We start from the raw sequence: 18695 nt of genomic DNA on the forward strand, positions 1-18695 counted from the left end.
GTGCCTCCCGTGGGGGCCCGTACGTTTCGCTCCTCCTGGGAACGGAACCTGGACCCCGGCAGTATCTTGCTTTTCATGGACATGGCAAACGCATTACTCGGCCGATTCCTGGGGGCGGCGATGACCGCCGGCCTCCTCCTCGCCCTCACCGGCTGCCAGGACGACGACGCGGGCTCCCGGGCGGCGCGCGACGGCTCCCCGGTGGTCGTCGCCCCCGGGAAACCGGGCGGCCCGGCCCGCACCCTCACCCCCGAACAGGCCGCGAGGGAACGCCCCGACGACAGCCCCAACGCGGCCGACCACGCGTACGTGCGGCACATGGTCGAGCACCACCGGCAGGCCCTCGCGATGAGCGCCCTCGCCCCCGGCCGGGCCTCGGCGGACGGGGTGAAACGGCTCGCGGAGCGGATCTCCGCAGCGCAGGGGCCCGAGATCGGCGCCATGGAGAAGTGGCTCTCCCGGTACCCGGCGCCGGGCGGCGACTCCGGCGGCCACGACCACGCCGCGATGCCCGGCATGGCGACCGAACAGCAGCTGGCGGAGCTGACCGCCGCCCGGGGGACCGACTTCGACCGGCTGTTCCTGCGGCTGATGACCGCCCACCACCAGGGGGCGCTGAAGATGGCCGGGGAGGCCCTCGCCCAGGGCAACAACGTCGCCGTGGAGGAGATGGCGAACGAGGTCGTGGCCACCCAGAGCGCCGAGATCGAACGGATGCGCGCGTTGGGCTGACGGGTCCGGGGGCCGGTGGCATCCTGGGAGCACCTGCGGGAGGAGTACCGCCGTGCTTCGTGTCGCCGTCGTCGGTTCGGGCCCCAGCGGGGTCTACGCCGCCCAGACGCTGGTCCAGCAGCGGGAAGTGCCGGGCGTACGGGTGGACGTGCTGGACCGGCTCCCGGCCCCCTACGGCCTCGTCCGGTACGGGGTGGCCCCCGACCACGAGAAGATCAAATCGCTGACCGGAAACCTGCGGTCGGTCCTGGAGGACGAGCGGATCCGCTTCCTCGGCGACGTGGAGGTCGGCGGCGGGGGCCTGCCGACCGCGCGGCTGCTGGAGCTGTACCACGCGGTGGTGTACTGCGTGGGCGCCGCCCGCGACCGGATGCTCGGCATCCCCGGCGAGGACCTGGCCGGGGTGCACTCCGCGACGGCCTTCGTGTCCTGGTACAGCGGCCACCCGGACGCCGGCCCCTTCGACCTGGGCGGGGTCCGCTCGGCCGTGGTGGTCGGCGCGGGCAACGTGGCGGTGGACGTGACGCGGATCCTGGCCCGGGGCGTGCCCGAGCTGGAGCCGACCGACATGCCCCAGCCCGCGCTGGGCGTGCTGGCGGACAGCGGGGTGCGGACGGTGTCGATGGTGGCCCGGCGCGGCCCCTCCCAGGCCAAGTTCACCACCAAGGAGCTGCGCGAACTGGGCACGCTGCCCGGGGTCGGCACCCGGGTGGACCCCGCCGAGCTGGCCCTCGACCCGGCGTACGACGGCCAGGGCGCGGCGGCGGCGCTGCCCGCGGCGGTCCGGCGCAACCTGGACGTGCTGCACGGCTGGTCCGGGTCCCCCGGTGACGCGGCGGCGGCCCGGGACATCCGGCTGCGCTTCTACCTGCGGCCGGTGGAGCTGCTGGGCGGGCCCGACGGCCGGGTCCGCGGGCTCCGCTTCGAGCGGACGGCCCCGGACGGCCGGGGCGGGGTGACCGGGACGGGCGCGTACGAGGACGTCGAGGCCGAGCTGGTGCTGCGCTCGGTGGGCTACCTGGGCGTGCCGCTGCCCGGGCTGCCCTTCGACGCGGCCACCGGGACCGTGCCGCACGCGGCGGGCCGGGTGGTGCGCGACGGCCGGGCCTCGGTGGGCGAGTACGTGGCGGGCTGGATCAAGCGCGGCCCGACCGGGGTGATCGGCACCAACCGGCCGTGCGCCAAGGAGACGGTGTCCTCGCTGCTCCAGGACGCGGGCGCGCTGGCCCGGCGCGACCTCCCCGGCGACCCGCTGGACGCCCTGCGGGCGGCGGGCCTGCACCCGGTGGAGTGGCCGGGCTGGCTGTCCATCGAGGCGGCCGAGGAGGCCCTGGGGCGCTCCCTGGGCCGCCGCTCGGTGAAGATCCCCGACTGGGCGGGCCTGCGCGCGGCGGCGGGCCTCCCGTAGGGTGACCGGTTCCGTTGCCGGTCAAGGGAGTTGGGCATGGGGAGTTCGTTACGCCGGGGCGTCCGCGCGGCACTGGGGGCACTCGCCTGCGGGGTGCTCGCGGCGGGCTGCGCGCAGGAGGAGCGTGCGGCTCCCGCACCCTCTCCGCCGGGTCCGAAGTCCACCACGGCGGCGGCCCCGCCTGAGGCCGCCGCGGTGGCCGAGCGGTACCGCGCGGCGGGCGGGGACCCGGACGTGTCCGGGATCCGGCAGGAGGCCACGCCCGACGGCGTACCGCTACTGATCGTCTGGACCCGCAACCCGAGCCTGGAGGCCCGGATCTTCGACAAGCAGGCGGCGTCGATCCCGGCGTACCTGGCGGCCGAGGAGGGGGCCCCGCTGGGGCGCGGGTACCGGATGAACGTCTACGGGCCGGAGGGGACCGGGCTCCACCAGTTGGACGCGACCCCCTAGGAGGCCTCGGCGGAACCGTCCCCGGCCCGGTCCTCCTCGGCCGTGGCGGCCGTCAGGATGCTGTCCAGGAGGCCCGGGAAGCGGCTCTGGAGGTCCTCGCGGCGCAGGCCGTTCATCTTGGCCGTGCCGCGGTAGGTCTGGCGTACGACGCCGCTCTCGCGCAGCACGCGGAAGTGGTGGGTGGTCGTGGACTTGGTGACCGGCAGGACGAAGTCGGAGCAGGCCAGTTCGGCGTCCGTGGAGGCGAGTTCGCGGACGATGGACAGCCGCATCGGGTCGGAGAGGGCGTGCAGGACGCCCTCCAGCCGGATCTCGCGCGGCTCGGGGTGGGCGAGGGCGCGGGCCGTGTCGCGTTCCGTCATGTCCTGCTCCACTCGTTCGGCTCGGCTGCGGATCCCATCGTACGAGAAACGTCGTAGGAAGGGGGCGGGTGCGGCGCCTGCCGGCCGGCGCCGCACCGGGCTCACCAGCTGCGGTGGTACTGGTCCGGCGTGGGGATCTCCGCGCCCAGCTCGACGGCCGCGCGGCGGGCCCAGTAGGGGTCGCGCAGCAGCTCGCGGCCGAGGAGGACGGCGTCCGCCTCGCCGTTGGCGAGGATCTTCTCGGCGTGCTCCGGCTCGGTGATCAGGCCGACGGCGGCGACCGGGAGGGTGGTCTCGGCCTTGACCCGGGCGGCGAAGGGCACCTGGTAGCCGGGGCCGAGCGGGATCTTCACGTGCGGGGCGAGGCCGCCGGTGGAGACGTCGAGGAGGTCCACGCCGTGCTCCTGGAGCAGCCGGGCCAGCCGGACGGTCTCGTCGGCGGTCCAGCCGTTCTCCTCCAGCCAGTCGGTGGCGGAGATCCGGAAGAACAGGGGCAGCTCCTCGGGCCACACCGCCCGTACGGCGTCGACGACTTCGAGGGCGAGGCGGGTGCGGTTCTCGAAGGAGCCGCCGTACTCGTCGGTGCGCCGGTTGCTGTGCGGGGAGAGGAACTCGCCGATGAGGTAGCCGTGGGCGCCGTGGACCTCCAGGACCTCGTAGCCGGCGTCGAGGGCGCGCCCCGCGGCGGCCGCGAACCGGGCGGTGATCTCGTGGATCTCCTCGGCGGTGAGCTCGTGGGGCACCTGGTGCCCCTCGTCGAACGGTACGGCGCTCGGGGCGACCGGCTGCCAGCCGTGGCCCTCGGGGCCGACGGGGCGGCCGCCCTTCCAGGTGCGCTCGGTGGAGGCCTTGCGGCCGGCGTGGGCGATCTGGATGCCGGGGACGGAGCCCTGGGACTTGACGAAGGCGGTGATCCGGCGGAGGGCCTCGACCTGGGTGTCGTTCCAGATGCCGAGGTCGTAGGGACTGATGCGGCCCTCCGGCGCCACGGCGGTGGCCTCCTGGATGATCAGGCCGGTGCCACCGGTGGCGCGGGCCGCGTAGTGCGCGAAGTGCCAGTCCAGGGCCACTCCCGCGTTCGGACCGAAGGCCTCGGCGCTGTACTGGCACATCGGGGCCATCCAGACGCGGTTCGGGATGGTGACCGAACGCAGGGTGTAGGGCTGGAACAGGGCGGCGAAGGCAGCGGGTGCAGCACTCATGGGGCTCTCCATACGTGACCGGACGCGCACCGGGGTCGGCGCTAAGTACGAAAGTCACCGTACTACGAAATCTCCCGTAGTACGAGCCCCTTCGTACAACGACGCGGAAGGGTCGAACGGACCTTCGGCGGCCCGGCCTGCCCGGCTGCCGTCGGCGGCCGGGTGCAGACTGGCTGGAAAGCTGCCGTGAAGGACAACGACGTCCGGAGGTGTCGGCCATGACCGACGTGGTACTGCTCGCCGGGACCCGCAAGGGCCTGTTCATCGGCCGCCGCCGGGGCGAGGGGCCCTGGGCGTTCGACGGACCGCACTTCAACGCCCAGGCCGTCTCGGCGGTGGCCGTCGACACCCGGGGGCCGCGGCCCCGGCTGCTGGTCGGCGGGGACAGCTCGCACTGGGGGCCGTCCGTCTTCAGCTCGGACGACCTGGGCGCGACCTGGCAGGAGCCCGCCGCGCCCGCCGTGAAGTTCCCCAAGGACACCGGCGCCTCGCTGGAACGGGTCTGGCAGCTGCACCCGGCCGGCCCGGAGGCCCCGGACGTGGTCTACGCCGGGACGGAGCCCGCCGCGCTCTTCCGCTCCACCGACCGGGGCGAGTCCTTCGAGCTGGTCCGGCCGCTGTGGGAGCACCCGACCCGCTCGGAGTGGGTGCCGGGCGGCGGCGGCGAGGGCCTGCACACGGTGATCACCTACCGGGCGGACGCGGACGCCGTGACGGTGGCGGTCTCCACCGCCGGGGTGTTCCGCACCCGGGACGGCGGGGCGAGCTGGACACCGTCCAACCACGGGGTCTCGGCCGTGTTCCTGCCCGACCCGGACCCGGAGTTCGGCCAGTGCGTCCACAAGATCGCCCAGGACGCCGGGGACCCCTCCCGGCTCTACCTCCAGAACCACTGGGGGGTCTACCGCAGCGACGACGCGGGCGCCGCGTGGACCGACATCGGCTCCGGCCTGCCCTCCGACTTCGGCTTCGCGGTGGCCGCCCACCCGCACCGCCCGGACACCGCGTACGTCTTCCCGCTGAACGCCGACTCCGACCGGGTCCCGGCGGAACACCGCTGCCGGGTCTTCCGCACCCGGGACGCGGGCGCCACCTGGGAGCCCCTCTCCAAGGGGCTGCCGGCCGGCGACCACTACGGCACCGTCCTGCGCGACGCCCTGTGCACCGACGACGCCGACCCCGCGGGGGTCTACTTCGGCAACCGCAACGGCGAGCTGTACGCCAGCCACGACGACGGCGACAGCTGGCAGCTGCTCGCCGACCACCTGCCGGACGTGCTCTGCGTACGGGCGGCCGTGCTGCCCTGAGGCCTCGGGCGGGACCGGCTGTCGGTGTGGGCCAGTAGAGTGATCACCCATGGCAGCACGACCGTTGAACGAGATCGTCGAGCCGGGCTGGGCCCGTGCTCTGGAGCCGGTGGCGGGGCAGATCGCCGCCATGGGCGACTTCCTGCGCGCCGAGATCGCGGCAGGCAGAACGTACGTCCCGGCAGGGGCGAACGTGCTGCGCGCGTTCCAGCAGCCCTTCGACGAGGTGAAGGTACTGATCGTCGGGCAGGACCCCTACCCGACCCCCGGGCACGCCATGGGGCTGTCCTTCTCGGTCGCGCCCGAGGTGAGCCCGTGGCCGCCCAGCCTCGACAACATCTTCCGCGAGATGCACGCCGACATCGGTACGGGCAAGCCCCTCAACGGCGACCTGACCCCGTGGACCCGGCAGGGCGTCCTGCTGCTGAACCGCTCGCTCACCACCGCCCCCCGCAAGCCGAACGCGCACCGCGGCAAGGGCTGGGAGGCGGTCACCGAGCAGGCGATCCGGGCGCTGGCCGCGCGCGGGAAGCCGCTGGTCTCCATCCTGTGGGGCAGCGACGCCCGCCGGCTGCGGCCCCTGCTGGGCAGCCTGCCGGCCGTGGAGTCGGTCCACCCCTCCCCCATGTCGGCCGACCGGGGCTTCTTCGGATCCCGGCCGTTCAGCCGGACCAACGAGCTGCTGGCCGGGCAGGGAGCGGAGCCCGTCGACTGGCGCCTGCCGGCCGTCAGTTGAACCGTATATGACATTGAACTACGACATTCAATGGATAAATACGGACAGATGCCGCCCGAGCAGGCCCTGCCCGAACACGTGGTTCCGATAAACCAGTAGCATGCGGCGCCATGAGCTCCCCCACTGGGCCCGCAAACGGCCTGCCCGTACGAATGCCGCGACCCCGCCAGACCGGACGGCACCGCCGGCCCGAGCCCGCGGTGGCGCCCGAGGGCGCGCCCGCGCTGGTGCTCGCCGTGCCCGGTGCCCCCTCGGCCGCCTCGCGGGGGCTGGCCGAAGAGGTCATCAGCATCGGTCGCTCCGAGCTGCCGGGCCTGGACGCCCGGATCGGCTACCTCGAAGGCGAGGACGGCGAGGAGAGCGAGTTCCCCTCGCTGTCCGGCGTCCTGAACGCCGTCGCGCACGAGCGGACCGCGCGCGCGGAGTTCGCCCGCGCCGCCGGTCTGGAGGTGCCCGCGCCGACCGGCCCCGACGCCGTGGTCGTGCCCCTGCTGGCCGGTCCCGACGCGGACCTGCTGCGCCGGATGCGCCAGGCGCTGATGGACTCCTCGGCCGCCGCCGAGCTGGCCGACGTGCTCGGCCCGCACCCGCTGCTCGCCGAGGGCCTGCACGTCCGGCTCTCGGAGGCCGGCCTGGCCCGCGCCGACCGGGCCCGGCTGTTCACCGTGGCCACCGCCGCCGACGGCATCATCCTCGCCACCACCGGCGGCGAGGAGGCCGTCCAGGCGGCCGGGATCACCGGCATGCTGCTGGCCGCCCGCCTCGCGGTGCCGGTCATCGCCGCCGCCCTGGACCAGGAGGGCTCGGTGGCGGCCGTCGCCGCCGAGCTGCGCGGTGCCGGTTCGGTCCAGCTGGCGCTGGCCCCGTACCTGATCGGCCCGGAGGCGGCCGACGGCCTGCTGGACACCGCCTGCAAGGAGGCCGACTGCTCGGCCGCCGAGGTGCTCGGGGCCTACCCGGCGCTCGGCAAGCTGGCCGTGGCGCAGTTCAGCGCCGCCCTCGGCATCCAGCTCGGCGCCGCCGCGCAGTAGGACCGCCCGCACCTGTGGCGAAGGGCCCGCCCGGAATCCGTTCCGGGACGGGCCCTTCGCCGCGCCTGGGGGCGCCGGGCCGGCTAGCCGAAGACCACGCAGGAGGCCGCGGGGACGGCCAGCGATCCGGCCCGGCTCGGGCGGCCGGTCAGCGGGTCCACGTCGAACCAGGTGACGTCCCCGGAGCGCTCGTTGGCCGCGTAGAGGCGGCGGCCGGAGGGGTCGGCGGCCAGGTCGCGCGGCCAGTGGCCGCCGCATCCGGTGGTCCCGGCCGGCCGCGGCTCCTCGGGGCCGTCGGCGAGGGAGAAGGTCACCAGGGTGTCGGCCCCGCGGACGGCGGCCCACAGGAAGCGGCCGTCGGGCGAGACCGTGACCGCCGAGGGGTAGGCCCGTGCGCCGCCCGGAGCGGTCCCGGGGGCGACGGGGACCTCCCCGACGGGTTCGAGGTGCCCGGCGGCCGCGTTCCAGCGGCAGACGGTCAGCAGCGGCTCCAGCTCGTGGAGTACGTAGACCAGCCCGCCCGCCGGGTGGAAGGCGAGGTGGCGCGGCCCGGTCCCGGCGCGCAGGACGGTCTTGGCGTGCTCCCGGGGCGCTCCGGTGTCCGGGTCGAGCGCGAGGACGCGTACGGCGTCGCCGCCGAGGTCCACGGTGAGCAGCCAGCGGCCGGCGGGGTCGGGGAGCACCTGGTGGGCGTGCGGGCCCGCCTGCCGTTCGGGGTCGGGGCCGGAGCCGCTGTGGGTGAGGACGGCGGCCGGGCCGGCGACGCTGCCGTCGGGGGCGAGCGGCAGGCTGCTGACGCTGCCGGAGCCGTAGTTGGCGGTGAGCAGCCGGCGTCCGGCCAGGCTGAGGTGGGTGGGTCCCGAGCCGTCGACGGGGACGGGGGCTCCCAGCGGGGCGAGCCCCGCGGCGGTGGGGCGGAAGGCGCCGACGGCTCCCCGGCCGGTCTCGCTCACCGCGTACAGCACGCCGGAGTTCCGGTCGAGGGTGAGGTACGAGGGGTCGGCCAGGGAGTCCGCGGAGGAGAGCGGGGTCAGCGCTCCGGTGGCCGGATCCACGGCCGCGGTGGTGACACCGCGGCCGCCCCCCGAGGTGAACGAGCCGATGTAGGCCCGGTGTCCGCCGCCCTGGTCCGTGCTGTGCGCGCCGCCCACTGGTGCCTCTTTCCGCCGTCCCGGATCCGTCTCCGGAGCCGACGGTAACAGAAGGTCTAGACCAAGTCCCGCCCTCTGGCCCGTTCCTGGGCGCCGGGGTGGTGGACGTACGCCGTGGAGCTCGGCCGGTCCTCGTACGTCCGGTGGAAGACGGGCGTGGCGGCCCCGGAGATCGGCGGCACGATCCAGGACCAGTCCGCGCCCACCTCGCGGCCCTTGCGCTCCTCGCGCTCCAGGTGCGAGAGGAACCGCCGGGACTCGGTGTGGTGGTCGGCGATGGTGACCCCGGCCCGGTCGAAGGAGTCCAGCACCGCGCGGTTGAGCTCGACCAGCGCCCGGTCCTTCCACAGCGAGCGCTCGCTGGAGGTGTCCAGGCCGAGCCTGCGGGCGACGGCCGGGAGGAGGTTGTAGCGGTCGGTGTCGGCGAGGTTGCGGGCGCCGATCTCCGTGCCCATGTACCAGCCGTTGAACGGGGCGGCCGGGTAGTGGATGCCGCCGACCTCCAGGCACATGTTGGAGATGGCGGGCACGGCGTGCCAGCGCAGCCCCCAGTCGCTCCAGTCGTCGCGCCCGTCGGGGTGCCGGATCGGGACCTCCAGCACCGCGTCGGCGGGGGTGTCGAACCAGCGGGGCTTGTCGTCGACGCCCTGCACGACCAGCGGGAGGAGGTCGAAGGGGGTGCCGGCGCCGCCGGACCAGCCGAGCCCGAGCAGGGCCTCGGTGAGCGGCGCGTTGCGGGCGTCGCCGACCGTGATGGAGTGGTGGTCCCCGTAGCCGGCGTAGCGCACCAGCTGCTCGCTCCAGATCAGCGGGCCCGGGCGGTCCGGGGTGTCGGGGGCGAAGACCGTGATGGTGGGCCGGACCCGGCCGCCGTTGGTCGCCTCGCGCAGGTGCTCGAAGCACTCGGCGGCGACGTCCTCGGCGTCGGTCAGCCCGCGCCGGTCGCGGACCCGCAGGGAGTTCCAGTAGAGCCTGCCTATGCAGCGGTTGCTGTTGCGCCAGGCCACGCGGGCGCCGTGGACCAGCTCCTCGGGGGTGTGCCGGTAGGTGCCGGTCTCCGCGAGCTCGGCCCGTACGGCGGCGAGCCGGGCACGCGGATCACCGGCCTGCGGATTCTCCCGGTGGAAGAGCCGGATGAACTCCTCGGCTTCCTCCCACACCTGAGCGGCGCTCGAGTGCTTCTGCAGAATTTCCATTCCGGGCGGTTACCCCCTGTCCGACCAGATCCACCCTGTACATGCCGGATGAATGTGCAATGAACAATCACCCGTTGTACACGGCGCAGGTCAGCCCGGCGGGCAGGGAGCTCCCGGAACACCCCTCCGGGTGATGTCGGCGCAACGGCCTGCGGCGAGGCACTCCGTGGGCCTATCATCCGCGGCATTCCGGATAGTTGCGGAGCGGGAGGGTCCGGAGCGGTTCAGGCCGTGATGACCAGCGGGGCGCGGGGGTCCGTGCGCAGCGGGGTGGCCAGGGCGACGAGGGCCTCCTCCAGCCCGTGCAGGTGGGCCAGGGCCGGTTCGCTGCCGGACTCCCGGGCCGCGGTGCGCGGCGCCGCCGGCTCCGGGGATCCCTCGGGGGCGGTGAGCGCCTCGACGGCCGCCTCCACCCGCCAGCAGGCGGCGGCGAGCCGGGCGTCGTGGGAGGCCTGCGGGTCGGCGGCTACGGCCACGAGCCCGCGCACCTCGCGGGCGCAGTCGTCGAGCAGCGCCATGACCTGCCGGGCTCGGGCCTTGCGGGCGCGCAGCGGGCTCAGCGGGTGGACGAGCGGCGCGAGGGCGACGCGGGCGCGGACCAGCAGGAGTTCCAGCTCGGCGGCGTGCGGGGCGGGGTCGGCCGCGGGGTCCCCGGCGAGCCGGTCGAGGGAGGCCGCGGTGGCGGCCCGGACGCAGTGCAGGGCGCGCTGGATCCAGGCGTCGTTGGCGCCGTGGGTGGTCACGGGGAGGATCAGCACCACGGCGAGGGCCGCGCCGAGGGCGCCGACGGCGGTCTCCTCGAAGCGCAGGAGCAGCAGCCCGGGGTGCAGCACGCCGAGGAGCCCGTAGAGCAGCCCGGCCATGACGGTGACGAAGAACATCATCCAGGAGTACGAGGGCGCCGCCGTGTAGAAGATGCCGAAGACGCAGACCGCCACGAGGGCGGCGGTGGGCGCGGGCGCGCCGTGCAGCGGTACGGCGATCAGCAGGCCGGCGGCGATGCCGACGACGGTGCCCAGGACCCGTCGGAAGCCGCGGACCAGGGTCTCGCCGCGCGAGGCGGTGTTGACGAAGATCCACCAGGCGGTGCCGACGGCCCAGTACCAGCGGTCCTCGGACAGCACCTGGCCGACGGCGAGGGCGAAGGCGCAGGCGGCGGTGGCCTGGAAGGCCTGGCGGGTGGTGGGCCGGGCCAGGCCGGTGCCCGGCAGCGGCGGCGGCGGCGCGGCGGGCGGCGTGCGGCGCTCGATGGGCCAGAGCAGGAACCGCACGGCCCCGGCCGACAGGAGCGCCAGGGCGACGGCGGCGAACAGCTCGGGCAGCTGGGCGGGCCGGGCGTGCAGGAACTGGGTGACGAAGAACATCATGAAGCCGAAGATGCCGAGGGCGTGGCCGCGCGGCCCCCAGCGGCGTGCGTAGACCCCGGCGAAGACGACGGCGAGGAAGGCCGCGTCGCGGGCGGCCGGCACCGCGTGCAGTCCGGTGGCCAGCACCAGGACGGGGAAGCCGGTGGCGGGCAGCAGGGCGGTGGTCGCCCGCTGGGCGCGGACGTCCGCGTCGAGCACGGTGAACAGCGCGAGCAGTGCCGCGAGCCCGCCGGTGATGGAGGCGGTGAGCGAGAGCCCCGCCAGTTCGGCGACGGCGACGGCGAGGCCGGTGCCGATCACGGCGCGGAGCGAGTTCCGCAGTCTGGAGCGCCCCGGATCCGGAGCCGTGAACATCCTCTTCATGGCGGTGTGCCGCCCCCCTCGGAGTGAAGCGCGCCGGCCCGGATCCGCCCGGGGGTGGTGGGCGGCGCACGGGCACGGCGAAGGCACCGCGCTCCGGACCGGCCTCGTTGCCGTCCGGCGCTGCGCGGCGCCGAAAGTACATGGATATGACACAGATAAGCATCCGCAGGGGCATTGGCTCAAGCGACGTCCGTCACGCTGGACCGTTGGCACAGCTCCGGAGCACCTTTTCCGGCCACCGGGAGGCCAACGGACCGGGCGGTCCGCGGCCGGGCCGGCGCCGGGCTCCCCGTCGCGCGCGGCGGGGCGCGCGAGCCCACGATGGAGGGGTGCGAGGCGAAGCGGCGGACGTCCTCGTCGCGGGTGCGGGCCCGGTGGGCCTGACCGCGGCGGCGGAGCTGCGCAGGCGCGGGGTGGCCTGCCGGATCGTGGACCGGCTGCCGGCCCGGCTGCCGTACGCGAAGGCGGTGGGCATCCAGCCGCGCACGCTGGAGGTCTGGGACCGGATGGGCCTGGTGCGGGAGGCCCTGGAGGCGGCGGTCCCGATGTACGGGCAGCTGGTGTACGTCGACGGCGTCCGGCGGGAGCGGATGGAGATGGTGCTGCCGCCCGAGGTGCCGTACGGGTTCGCCGCGCTCCCCCAGTACGAGACGGAACGGATCCTGGAGGGGTTCCTGACCCGGTTCGGGACCCGGATCGAGCGGGGCACGGAGCTGGTGTCCTTCGCGCAGGACGCGGGCGGGGTGACCTGCCGGCTCGCCGGCCCCGAGGGCGCGGAGGAGCTGCGCACCCGGTTCCTGGTGGGGTGCGACGGGGCGCACAGCCTGGTCCGCAAGGGGCTCGGGCTGGCCTTCGGGGGCGGGGCCTTCGCGGAGGAGTACATGCTGGCGGACGTCCGGGTGGACTGGGACCTCCCCCGCGGCTACGGCGTGCGGTCCACGCACCTCGGACCCGACGGCAGGCCGGACGACCTGCTGGTGTGCGTCCCGCTGCCGGGCCCCGGCCGGTACCGCATGTCGATGCTGGTGCCGCCGGAGCTGTCCTCGCCGTCGGTCGCCCCGGACGGCACCGCGCACGGGCTGGAGGGCGGCCGGGCCCCGGCCCTGTCCCACGTGCAGGCCGTCCTGGACCGGCTGTCGCCGCGGCCGGTGACCGCGTCGGACCTGCGCTGGTCCTCGGTCTTCCGGATCAGCCACCGGATCGTGGACCGGTACTCCGACGGGCGGGTCTTCGTCGCCGGGGACGCGGCGCACATCCATCCGCCCACCGGCGCCCAGGGCATGAACACCGGCATCCAGGACGCCTGGAACCTGGGCTGGAAGCTGTCCCTTGCGGTCGCCGGGGGCGCGCACCCCCGGCTCCTGGAGAGCTACGACGCCGAGCGCCGGCCGGTCGGCGAGGAGGTCGTCGGGCGGACGGTCCGGCACGCCACCCGGGGCTTCTCCGCCGATCCGGCGGACCCGGCGCCCTTCGTGCTGCGGGAGGCGCAGCTGCTCGTCGGCTACCCCGGCAGCCCGGTGGTCCGGCCGGCGGACGGCGGAGCGGACCGCGGGCCGGGGCCCGGTGAGCGGGCGCCGGACTGCGGGGGGCTGACGGGGGAGGTCGCGCGGTTCCCGCTGCGGCTGTTCGACCTGCTAAGGGACCGCGAGCACGTGCTGCTGCTCCACACGGACGGCGCACCCGGCTCGTACGTCCCCGCACTCGCCGCGCTGGCGGACGGGTTGCCCGCGGGGCGGCTCACGGCGTACGCGGTCCTCTCCGAGGGCGGGACCGCGCCCGCCGGGGCTGCGTGGCCGGTGTACCGCGACGCGCGGGGCGAGTTCGCCCGGCTGTACGGGGTGCGGGGGCCGACGGCCTTCGTGGTGCGGCCCGACGGCTACCTCGGGGCCCGGCTCTGCCCGCCGGCGGCGGAGGGCCTGGCCGCGTACCTGGCGGGGGTGTTCCGGAACTGAGTCCCGCCGGTTCAGGGGCCGTCCTCGGTCGGCACGCACAGCACCGGGACGGGCGAGAGGTGCAGCAGCTTGTGCGGGGTGGAGCCGAGCAGGGCGCCCCGGATCGGGCTGTCGCCCCAGCTGCCGACGATGATGACCCGCGCGTGGTGGCGTTCGGCGGCGGCGAGCAGGGCCTGGGCCGGCTTGTCGTCCACCACCTCCACCGTCGAGGGGACGCCCGCCTCGTCTGCGGCCTCGACGGCCCGGGCGAGCGCGGTGCGGCCGGCCTGCAGGACGGCCTCGCGGTGGGCGCGGTACTCCTCCCCGGTGGCTCCGGGCGCGGCGGCCCCGTAGACCAGGACCAGGGGTTCCCCGAAGGCGGTGGCCACCTCCAGCGCCACCCGCAGGGCGCGCTCGGCGCCGGGGGACTCGTCGTAACCCAGGACCACGGACATGTCCGGCCTCCTCAGCCCTTCCCGCCGCGCACGAGGGCCGGGTCGACCACCCCGCGGCGCTCCTGCCAGAACCGGCCGTCGCGGACCCGCCAGAAGCACATCAGGACCACGCCGAGGGCCGCGATGCCGATGCCGATGACCAGCGGCGGGCCGAGGCCGAACCAGGAGACGCCGCCCGCCGAGTTGCCGGGGTCGGACATGTCGACGACGGACTCCACGAGCAGCCACGCCAGCAGGCCGGCGCCGACCAGCGGGCCCACTCCGATGAGGAAGAAGTTGTGGGCGTTCTCCAGCAGGTGGCGGCGGTAGTAGACGGCGCAGGCCACGCCCGTGAGCGCGTAGTAGAACGCGATCAGCAGGGAGAGCGCGGTGAGGGAGTCCAGGAGGGCGTTCTCGCTGATCTGGTTGACGACGAGGTACCAGGCGATGGCGATGCCGGCCACCCACCAGGTGCTCACCTCCGGGGTGTGGAACCGGTGGTGGATGTGCGCGAGGCGCGGCGGCAGGGCGTGCCGGCGGGCCATGGACAGGGCGGTGCGGGAGGCGGGGATGATCGTCGTCTGGGTGGAGGCGAGGGCGGAGGTGCAGACGGCGAGGAGCACCATCCAGTCCCAGCCGCCCATCACCTCGTGGGCGAGGACCGCGAAGATCGCCTCTTCCTCGCCGGCGTTCTCCGCGAGGAACTCGGTCCCGGCGTAGGCGACGATGGCGAAGCCGACGGACAGGTAGGTGACCAGCAGCACCAGGGTGGACCAGATGCCCGCCTTGCCGGGGGCGGTGGCGGAGTCCTCGACCTCCTCGGTGAGGTTCACGGCCGACTCCCAGCCCCAGTAGATGAACACGCCGAGCAGGAGTCCGCCGGTGAGGGCGGCGCCGCCCGCCCCGAAGGGGTTGAGCCAGCTCAGCGAGGGGTGGATCTCGTCGAGGGTGCTGGTGCCGGCGTACACCCGGTACATGGCGACGACGGCGAAGACCAGCAGGAAGAAGACCTGGGCCAGGATCAGGACGTCCTGGAGGTGGGCGGAGAGTTCGGTGCCGATGACGCAGACGGCCGTCATCACGAGGATGACGACCACGGTGAGGGTCTGGCGTACGACCTGGTTGGCGGCCCAGTCGTCGAGGCCCGCGGCGAGCAGGCCGAAGTGGACGGCCACGTCGGCGAGGGAGCCGATGACGAGGACCCCGGTCATGGTGATGGCCCAGCCGCCGAGCCAGCCCGCCCAGGGGCCCATGGCCCGGGTCACCCAGGAGAAGGTGGTGCCGCAGTCCTGGTCGACCTTGTTGAGGTAGTAGAAGGCGGCGGCGATGAGGAGCATCGGCACGAACGAGGCCAGCATCACGCCCGGGGCGTAGACGCCGGCCAGGGCCACGATCGGTCCGATGACGGCGGCCAGGGAGTAGGCCGGCGAGGTGGAGTTCAGGCCGATGACGAGGGCGTCGAGGAAGCCGATCGCGTTGGCCTGGAGGTGGTCCTCGGAACCGGCGTCCCCGGTCGTGCTGCCCGCCTCGGCGCGGTCGCCGTCGTTCATGTACGCATCGTCACGCACGGGACGGCCGCGCGCGAGGCGGGCGGGGCAGGTGGGGCGGACGGGGCTACTCGGTGCCGGGGGTCTTGCGGGTGGTGACGTTCATCCGGTTCCAGGTGTTCACGGTGAAGACGAGCGCGATCAGCTGGGCCAGCTCCTCCTCGCCGAAGTGCCGTGCGGCCTCGTCGTAGACGGCGTCCGAGACTCCGCCGGGCAGCAGGGTGATCTCCTCGGTCAGGGCGAGGGCGGCGCGTTCCTTCTCGGTGAACAGGCTGGACTCGTGCCAGGCGGAGAGCTGGTAGATCCGCTGCTCCGACTCGCCGCCCTTGCGGGCGTCGCCGGTGTGGTAGTCGATGCAGTACGCGCAGCGGTTGATCTGCGAGGCGCGGATCTGGACCAGTTCCAGCAGGACGGGGTCCAGGCCCTTGCGCGCGGCGGCGTCGAGCGCGAGGACGGCCTTGAAGACGCGGGGGGCGACGGCGGAGAAGTTCATGCGTTCGGGAACCTGAAAAGTTGTCATGTGAAGAACCTATGGGCGTGATCGACCGGGCGTAGGGTTCATTTCCATGCGGGAATCCTGGGTCAATTCGGCGGAGGGGCCGGCCTCCGGCAACGGCAGTGATCTGCACCTGGACCTCGGCGGCGGGGGCAGCCTGCGCGCCCGGCTGATGCGGGCCCTGCGGGAGGCGGTGCACTCGGGGCGGCTGGCTCCGGGCACCCGGCTGCCGCCCTACCGGACGCTCGCCGCCGACCTGGGGATCGCCCGCAACACCGTCGCCGACGCGTATGCCGAGCTGGTCGAGGAGGGCTGGCTGTCGGCGCGCCAGGGGTCGGGCACCCGGGTCGCGGAGCGGGCCGTGCCGCTGGAGCCCGAGCGGCCGCGCGGTCCGGCCCGGCCCGTGCGGCGGCGTACCGTCCACGATCTGCTGCCCAGCTCCCCGGACGCCTCCGCCTTCCCCCGTACGGCCTGGCTGGGCGCGGCCCGGCGGGCCCTGGCCGCCGCCCCGCACGACGCCTTCGGGGTGGGGGACCCGCGCGGCCGGATCGAGCTGCGGCGCGCGCTGACGGAGTACCTCGCGCGGGCGCGGGGGGTGCGGACCTCCCCCGACCGGATCGTGCTCTGCTCCGGGTTCGCGCACGCGCTGGAACTGCTGGGCGGGGTCCTGACGGGCCCGGTCGCCGTCGAGTCGTACGGGCTGCCGTTCCACCGGGAGGTCCTGGAGCGGGCGGGGAGGAAGACGGTACCGCTGACCGTGGACGGGCGCGGCGCGCGGGTCGGGGAGCTCGCGGGGACGGGGGCGCGGGCGGTGCTGCTCACACCGGCGCACCAGTTCCCGACGGGCGGGCCGCTGCACCCCGAGCGGCGGGCGGCGGCGGTGGACTGGGCGCGGGCCCGCGGCGGGCTCGTCGTCGAGGACGACTACGACGGGGAGTTCCGCTACGACCGCCAGCCGGTCGGCGCCGTGCAGGGCCTGGACCCGGAGCGGATCGTCTACGTCGGCTCCGTCAGCAAGAGCCTGTCGCCCGCGCTGCGGATGGGCTGGATGGTGCTGCCGGGCCGGCTGGTGGACGAGGTCCTGGAGGCGAAGGGGGAGCGCGAGATGTGGTCGGGGGTGACGGACCAGCTCACCCTGGCCGAGTTCGTCTCCTCGGGCGGCTACGACCGCCACCTGCGCCGGATGCGGCAGGTCTACCGGCGCCGCCGGGACCTGCTGGCGGCGCGGCTCGCGGCCGAGGCCCCGCACGTCCGGGTCAGCGGGGTCGCGGCGGGGCTGCACGCGGTGCTGGAGCTGCCGCCGGGTACGGAGGCGGCCGCCCTGCGCGCGGCGCGGCGGGCGGGACTGGCGCTGGACGGGCTGGGTCCGTACCTGCACCCGGACAGCGCCATGCCCCCGCGGGACGGCCTGGTGCTGGGCTACGGCACCCCGCCCGAGCACGCTTTCGGGGCGGCGCTCGACGCCCTGTGCCTGGCCCTGCCCGAACCCCCGGAAGCGGCCTGAGGGGCGGTCAGGGGCGGGTGTTCCAGCCCGCGATGACCGGGAGCCCGTGCTCCGTGGACAGCACGCTGACCGTGCCGGTGCGCAGCAGGAAGAGCCTGCCGTCCTGCGGGGGCAGGCCGAGGTAGCGGGCGGTCAGCACGCGCAGGAAGTGGCCGTGGGCGACGAGTACGACGTCGCCCCGGCCGGCGCTCAGCGTCCGGGCGGCGCGGGCGAGGACCCGGTCGGCGCGGACGCCCACCTGGGCGGCCTGCTCGCCGGGGTGCTGCGCGTCGCCCGGCGGGACGCCGTCGGTCCACAGCGACCAGTCGGGGCGGGTGCGCCGGATCTCGGCGGTGGTGACGCCCTCGTAGCCGCCGTAGTCCCATTCGTGGAGGTCGGGTTCGGGGATCCCGCCGGTGAGCCCGGCGAGTTGGGCCGTGGCGACGGCCCGGCTGAGGGGGCTGGTCAGCACCAGGGCGGGCTCGCGGTCGCGGAAGAAGGGGGCCAGCGAGAGGGCTTCGTCGGCGCCCTGTGCGGTCAGCGGCACGTCGGTCAGCCCCGTGTGGCGCCCGTTCGCGCTCCAGGCCGTCTCCCCGTGCCTCACCAGTAGCAGTTCACTCATGCCCGGACCCTACGGCGGTGCGCCCGCGCCCGGCATGTCGGGCCGCCGGAGCCGGGCGGGCGTGTCACTGTCGGGCGTCATGGACGTGCGTGAGTGCAGGCGGCTGACCGTCCTGCTGCTGGTGCTGACCTGGGTGACCGGGCTGATCGAGGCCGTCAGCCTGCTGGCCCTGGGGCCGGTGTTCACCGCCATGCAGACCGGCAACGTGCTGTTCCTCGCCTTCGGCGCGGCCCACCAGGGGAGCCTGCCCGCGCTGGCGTCGGGGGTGTCGCTGCTGTCGTTCGCGGTCGGCGCGGTGTGCGCGGCCCGGCTGGAGGGGGCCGCGCAGGCCCGGGGGCGGCACTGGTTCGTGATCGGCCTGGCGGTGGAGGCGGCGCTGGTCCTGGCCGCCGCCTGCGTCGGGTGGGGCGTGCCGCCCCGGTACGGGAACCCGGAGGCGCGGCACCTGATGACGGCCGGCGTGCTGGCGGTGGCGATGGGCTTCCGCAACGTCACCAGCATGCGGGTCAACCTGCCGGGGGTGCCGACCACTCTGGTGACCCGGTCGATGACGGCCCTCCTGGGCGGCTCGGCGCTGGGGCGCGACAGCGCCTTCGGGTACGGCACGGGGGCGTGGGGGCGGCGCGCGTGGGCGGTCGCCGCGATGTTCACGGGCGGGCTGACCGGGGCCCTGCTGGTGCGGGCCGGGTGGACGGTGAACTGGCTGCTGCTGCCGGCGTCGGCGGTGGTGTGCGCGGTCGGCCTCGCCTACGTGCGGCAGCCGGCGCTGCGCCCCGGCACCTGCTGAGCGGGGGCGGACCCGCGCGGGACGGAGACGGGGGGGCGGAATCGATGCGGAAACAGTGCAAGTGGAGGCCCCGGCGCCGTCTCGGGA

Annotated in this window: 18 protein-coding genes; 9 read left to right on the top strand and 9 right to left on the bottom strand. The window is 74.9% G+C overall.

The window, feature by feature from the left end:
• The first annotated feature begins 75 nt into the window (after window positions 1–75).
• The 3 genes from ACQKM2_RS01170 to ACQKM2_RS01180 are packed head-to-tail and all read left to right on the top strand — an operon-like array spanning window position 76 to window position 2593.
• The gene (locus tag ACQKM2_RS01170) at window positions 76–732 is read left to right on the top strand and encodes a DUF305 domain-containing protein (protein ID WP_427705076.1); all 657 of its coding nucleotides are present in this window, start codon (window positions 76–78) and stop codon (window positions 730–732) included.
• 52 nt (window positions 733–784) lie between these two features.
• Entirely contained in the window at window positions 785–2140 is a 1356-nt protein-coding gene (locus ACQKM2_RS01175; protein WP_427705079.1) for an FAD-dependent oxidoreductase, read from the top strand.
• Window positions 2141–2176: 36 nt separating this feature from the next.
• Complete coding sequence (locus tag ACQKM2_RS01180) at window positions 2177–2593, top strand: hypothetical protein (RefSeq protein ID WP_427705082.1); 417 nt, start codon at window positions 2177–2179, stop codon at window positions 2591–2593.
• Here ACQKM2_RS01180 and ACQKM2_RS01185 read toward each other — a convergent pair.
• On the bottom strand, window positions 2590–2955 hold the full coding sequence (locus ACQKM2_RS01185; RefSeq protein WP_427705085.1) for an ArsR/SmtB family transcription factor: 366 nt from the start codon (window positions 2953–2955) through the stop codon (window positions 2590–2592). The genes ACQKM2_RS01180 and ACQKM2_RS01185 overlap by 4 nt on opposite strands.
• 101 nt (window positions 2956–3056) lie before the next feature.
• A complete protein-coding gene (locus ACQKM2_RS01190) occupies window positions 3057–4157 on the bottom strand; it encodes an NADH:flavin oxidoreductase/NADH oxidase (protein ID WP_427705087.1) in 1101 nt (366 codons plus the stop codon).
• Between the two features lie 218 nt (window positions 4158–4375).
• Between ACQKM2_RS01190 and ACQKM2_RS01195 the strand changes: the two genes are divergently transcribed.
• From ACQKM2_RS01195 to ACQKM2_RS01205, 3 genes are all read left to right on the top strand, one after another.
• Complete coding sequence (locus ACQKM2_RS01195; protein ID WP_427705090.1) at window positions 4376–5464, top strand: WD40/YVTN/BNR-like repeat-containing protein; 1089 nt, start codon at window positions 4376–4378, stop codon at window positions 5462–5464.
• Between the two features lie 49 nt (window positions 5465–5513).
• Entirely contained in the window at window positions 5514–6200 is a 687-nt protein-coding gene (locus ACQKM2_RS01200) for a uracil-DNA glycosylase (RefSeq protein WP_427705093.1), read from the top strand.
• A gap of 110 nt (window positions 6201–6310) precedes the next feature.
• Entirely contained in the window at window positions 6311–7231 is a 921-nt protein-coding gene (locus ACQKM2_RS01205) for a hypothetical protein (protein WP_427705096.1), read from the top strand.
• A gap of 83 nt (window positions 7232–7314) precedes the next feature.
• Here ACQKM2_RS01205 and ACQKM2_RS01210 read toward each other — a convergent pair whose 3' ends face one another.
• The 3 genes from ACQKM2_RS01210 to ACQKM2_RS01220 all read right to left on the bottom strand — a co-directional run bounded on the left by ACQKM2_RS01210 (window position 7315) and on the right by ACQKM2_RS01220 (window position 11308).
• On the bottom strand, window positions 7315–8382 hold the full coding sequence (locus ACQKM2_RS01210; protein ID WP_427705098.1) for a lactonase family protein: 1068 nt from the start codon (window positions 8380–8382) through the stop codon (window positions 7315–7317).
• Between the two features lie 56 nt (window positions 8383–8438).
• On the bottom strand, window positions 8439–9578 hold the full coding sequence (locus tag ACQKM2_RS01215; RefSeq protein WP_427705101.1) for a nitric oxide synthase oxygenase: 1140 nt from the start codon (window positions 9576–9578) through the stop codon (window positions 8439–8441).
• 224 nt (window positions 9579–9802) lie between these two features.
• Complete coding sequence (locus ACQKM2_RS01220; RefSeq protein ID WP_427705103.1) at window positions 9803–11308, bottom strand: FUSC family protein; 1506 nt, start codon at window positions 11306–11308, stop codon at window positions 9803–9805.
• 329 nt (window positions 11309–11637) lie between these two features.
• Between ACQKM2_RS01220 and ACQKM2_RS01225 the strand changes: the two genes are divergently transcribed.
• The gene (locus tag ACQKM2_RS01225; RefSeq protein WP_427705106.1) at window positions 11638–13260 is read left to right on the top strand and encodes an FAD-dependent monooxygenase; all 1623 of its coding nucleotides are present in this window, start codon (window positions 11638–11640) and stop codon (window positions 13258–13260) included.
• An 11-nt stretch (window positions 13261–13271) separates the two neighbouring features.
• Here ACQKM2_RS01225 and ACQKM2_RS01230 read toward each other — a convergent pair whose 3' ends face one another.
• The 3 genes from ACQKM2_RS01230 to ACQKM2_RS01240 all read right to left on the bottom strand — a co-directional run bounded on the left by ACQKM2_RS01230 (window position 13272) and on the right by ACQKM2_RS01240 (window position 15740).
• The gene (locus ACQKM2_RS01230) at window positions 13272–13694 is read right to left on the bottom strand and encodes a universal stress protein (RefSeq protein WP_385758849.1); all 423 of its coding nucleotides are present in this window, start codon (window positions 13692–13694) and stop codon (window positions 13272–13274) included.
• 11 nt (window positions 13695–13705) lie between these two features.
• Window positions 13706–15223 (bottom strand): APC family permease, encoded by a 1518-nt coding sequence (locus ACQKM2_RS01235; protein ID WP_427705109.1) that lies wholly within the window; start codon window positions 15221–15223, stop codon window positions 13706–13708.
• A gap of 64 nt (window positions 15224–15287) precedes the next feature.
• Window positions 15288–15740 (bottom strand): carboxymuconolactone decarboxylase family protein, encoded by a 453-nt coding sequence (locus ACQKM2_RS01240; protein ID WP_427705111.1) that lies wholly within the window; start codon window positions 15738–15740, stop codon window positions 15288–15290.
• 46 nt (window positions 15741–15786) lie between these two features.
• Here ACQKM2_RS01240 and ACQKM2_RS01245 point away from each other — a divergent pair, with 46 nt between their 5' ends.
• Entirely contained in the window at window positions 15787–17220 is a 1434-nt protein-coding gene (locus ACQKM2_RS01245; RefSeq protein ID WP_427705114.1) for a PLP-dependent aminotransferase family protein, read from the top strand.
• Between the two features lie 7 nt (window positions 17221–17227).
• Here ACQKM2_RS01245 and ACQKM2_RS01250 read toward each other — a convergent pair whose 3' ends face one another.
• The gene (locus tag ACQKM2_RS01250; RefSeq protein ID WP_427705116.1) at window positions 17228–17821 is read right to left on the bottom strand and encodes a histidine phosphatase family protein; all 594 of its coding nucleotides are present in this window, start codon (window positions 17819–17821) and stop codon (window positions 17228–17230) included.
• On the opposite strand from ACQKM2_RS01250, the gene ACQKM2_RS01255 reads away from it, so the two are divergent.
• Complete coding sequence (locus ACQKM2_RS01255; protein ID WP_427705119.1) at window positions 17820–18608, top strand: YoaK family protein; 789 nt, start codon at window positions 17820–17822, stop codon at window positions 18606–18608. The genes ACQKM2_RS01250 and ACQKM2_RS01255 overlap by 2 nt on opposite strands.
• Window positions 18609–18695: the final 87 nt, after the last annotated feature.

Source organism: Streptomyces sp. NPDC004126 (assembly GCF_050275515.1).
Lineage (GTDB): Bacteria > Actinomycetota > Actinomycetes > Streptomycetales > Streptomycetaceae > Streptomyces.

What these genes read in the sequence shown, in the direction of transcription:
- ACQKM2_RS01235 (WP_427705109.1), bottom strand. Translation starts at nt 15,223, where the DNA reads ATGAACGACGGCGACCGCGCCGAGGCGGGCAGCACGACCGGGGACGCC.
- ACQKM2_RS01215 (WP_427705101.1), bottom strand. Translation starts at nt 9,578, where the DNA reads ATGGAAATTCTGCAGAAGCACTCGAGCGCCGCTCAGGTGTGGGAGGAA.
- ACQKM2_RS01220 (WP_427705103.1), bottom strand. Translation starts at nt 11,308, where the DNA reads ATGAAGAGGATGTTCACGGCTCCGGATCCGGGGCGCTCCAGACTGCGG.
- ACQKM2_RS01185 (WP_427705085.1), bottom strand. Translation starts at nt 2,955, where the DNA reads ATGACGGAACGCGACACGGCCCGCGCCCTCGCCCACCCCGAGCCGCGC.
- ACQKM2_RS01205 (WP_427705096.1), top strand. Translation starts at nt 6,311, where the DNA reads ATGAGCTCCCCCACTGGGCCCGCAAACGGCCTGCCCGTACGAATGCCG.
- ACQKM2_RS01190 (WP_427705087.1), bottom strand. Translation starts at nt 4,157, where the DNA reads ATGAGTGCTGCACCCGCTGCCTTCGCCGCCCTGTTCCAGCCCTACACC.
- ACQKM2_RS01170 (WP_427705076.1), top strand. Translation starts at nt 76, where the DNA reads ATGGACATGGCAAACGCATTACTCGGCCGATTCCTGGGGGCGGCGATG.
- ACQKM2_RS01240 (WP_427705111.1), bottom strand. Translation starts at nt 15,740, where the DNA reads ATGACAACTTTTCAGGTTCCCGAACGCATGAACTTCTCCGCCGTCGCC.
- ACQKM2_RS01245 (WP_427705114.1), top strand. Translation starts at nt 15,787, where the DNA reads ATGCGGGAATCCTGGGTCAATTCGGCGGAGGGGCCGGCCTCCGGCAAC.
- ACQKM2_RS01195 (WP_427705090.1), top strand. Translation starts at nt 4,376, where the DNA reads ATGACCGACGTGGTACTGCTCGCCGGGACCCGCAAGGGCCTGTTCATC.
- ACQKM2_RS01230 (WP_385758849.1), bottom strand. Translation starts at nt 13,694, where the DNA reads ATGTCCGTGGTCCTGGGTTACGACGAGTCCCCCGGCGCCGAGCGCGCC.
- ACQKM2_RS01180 (WP_427705082.1), top strand. Translation starts at nt 2,177, where the DNA reads ATGGGGAGTTCGTTACGCCGGGGCGTCCGCGCGGCACTGGGGGCACTC.
- ACQKM2_RS01255 (WP_427705119.1), top strand. Translation starts at nt 17,820, where the DNA reads ATGCCCGGACCCTACGGCGGTGCGCCCGCGCCCGGCATGTCGGGCCGC.
- ACQKM2_RS01250 (WP_427705116.1), bottom strand. Translation starts at nt 17,821, where the DNA reads ATGAGTGAACTGCTACTGGTGAGGCACGGGGAGACGGCCTGGAGCGCG.
- ACQKM2_RS01200 (WP_427705093.1), top strand. Translation starts at nt 5,514, where the DNA reads ATGGCAGCACGACCGTTGAACGAGATCGTCGAGCCGGGCTGGGCCCGT.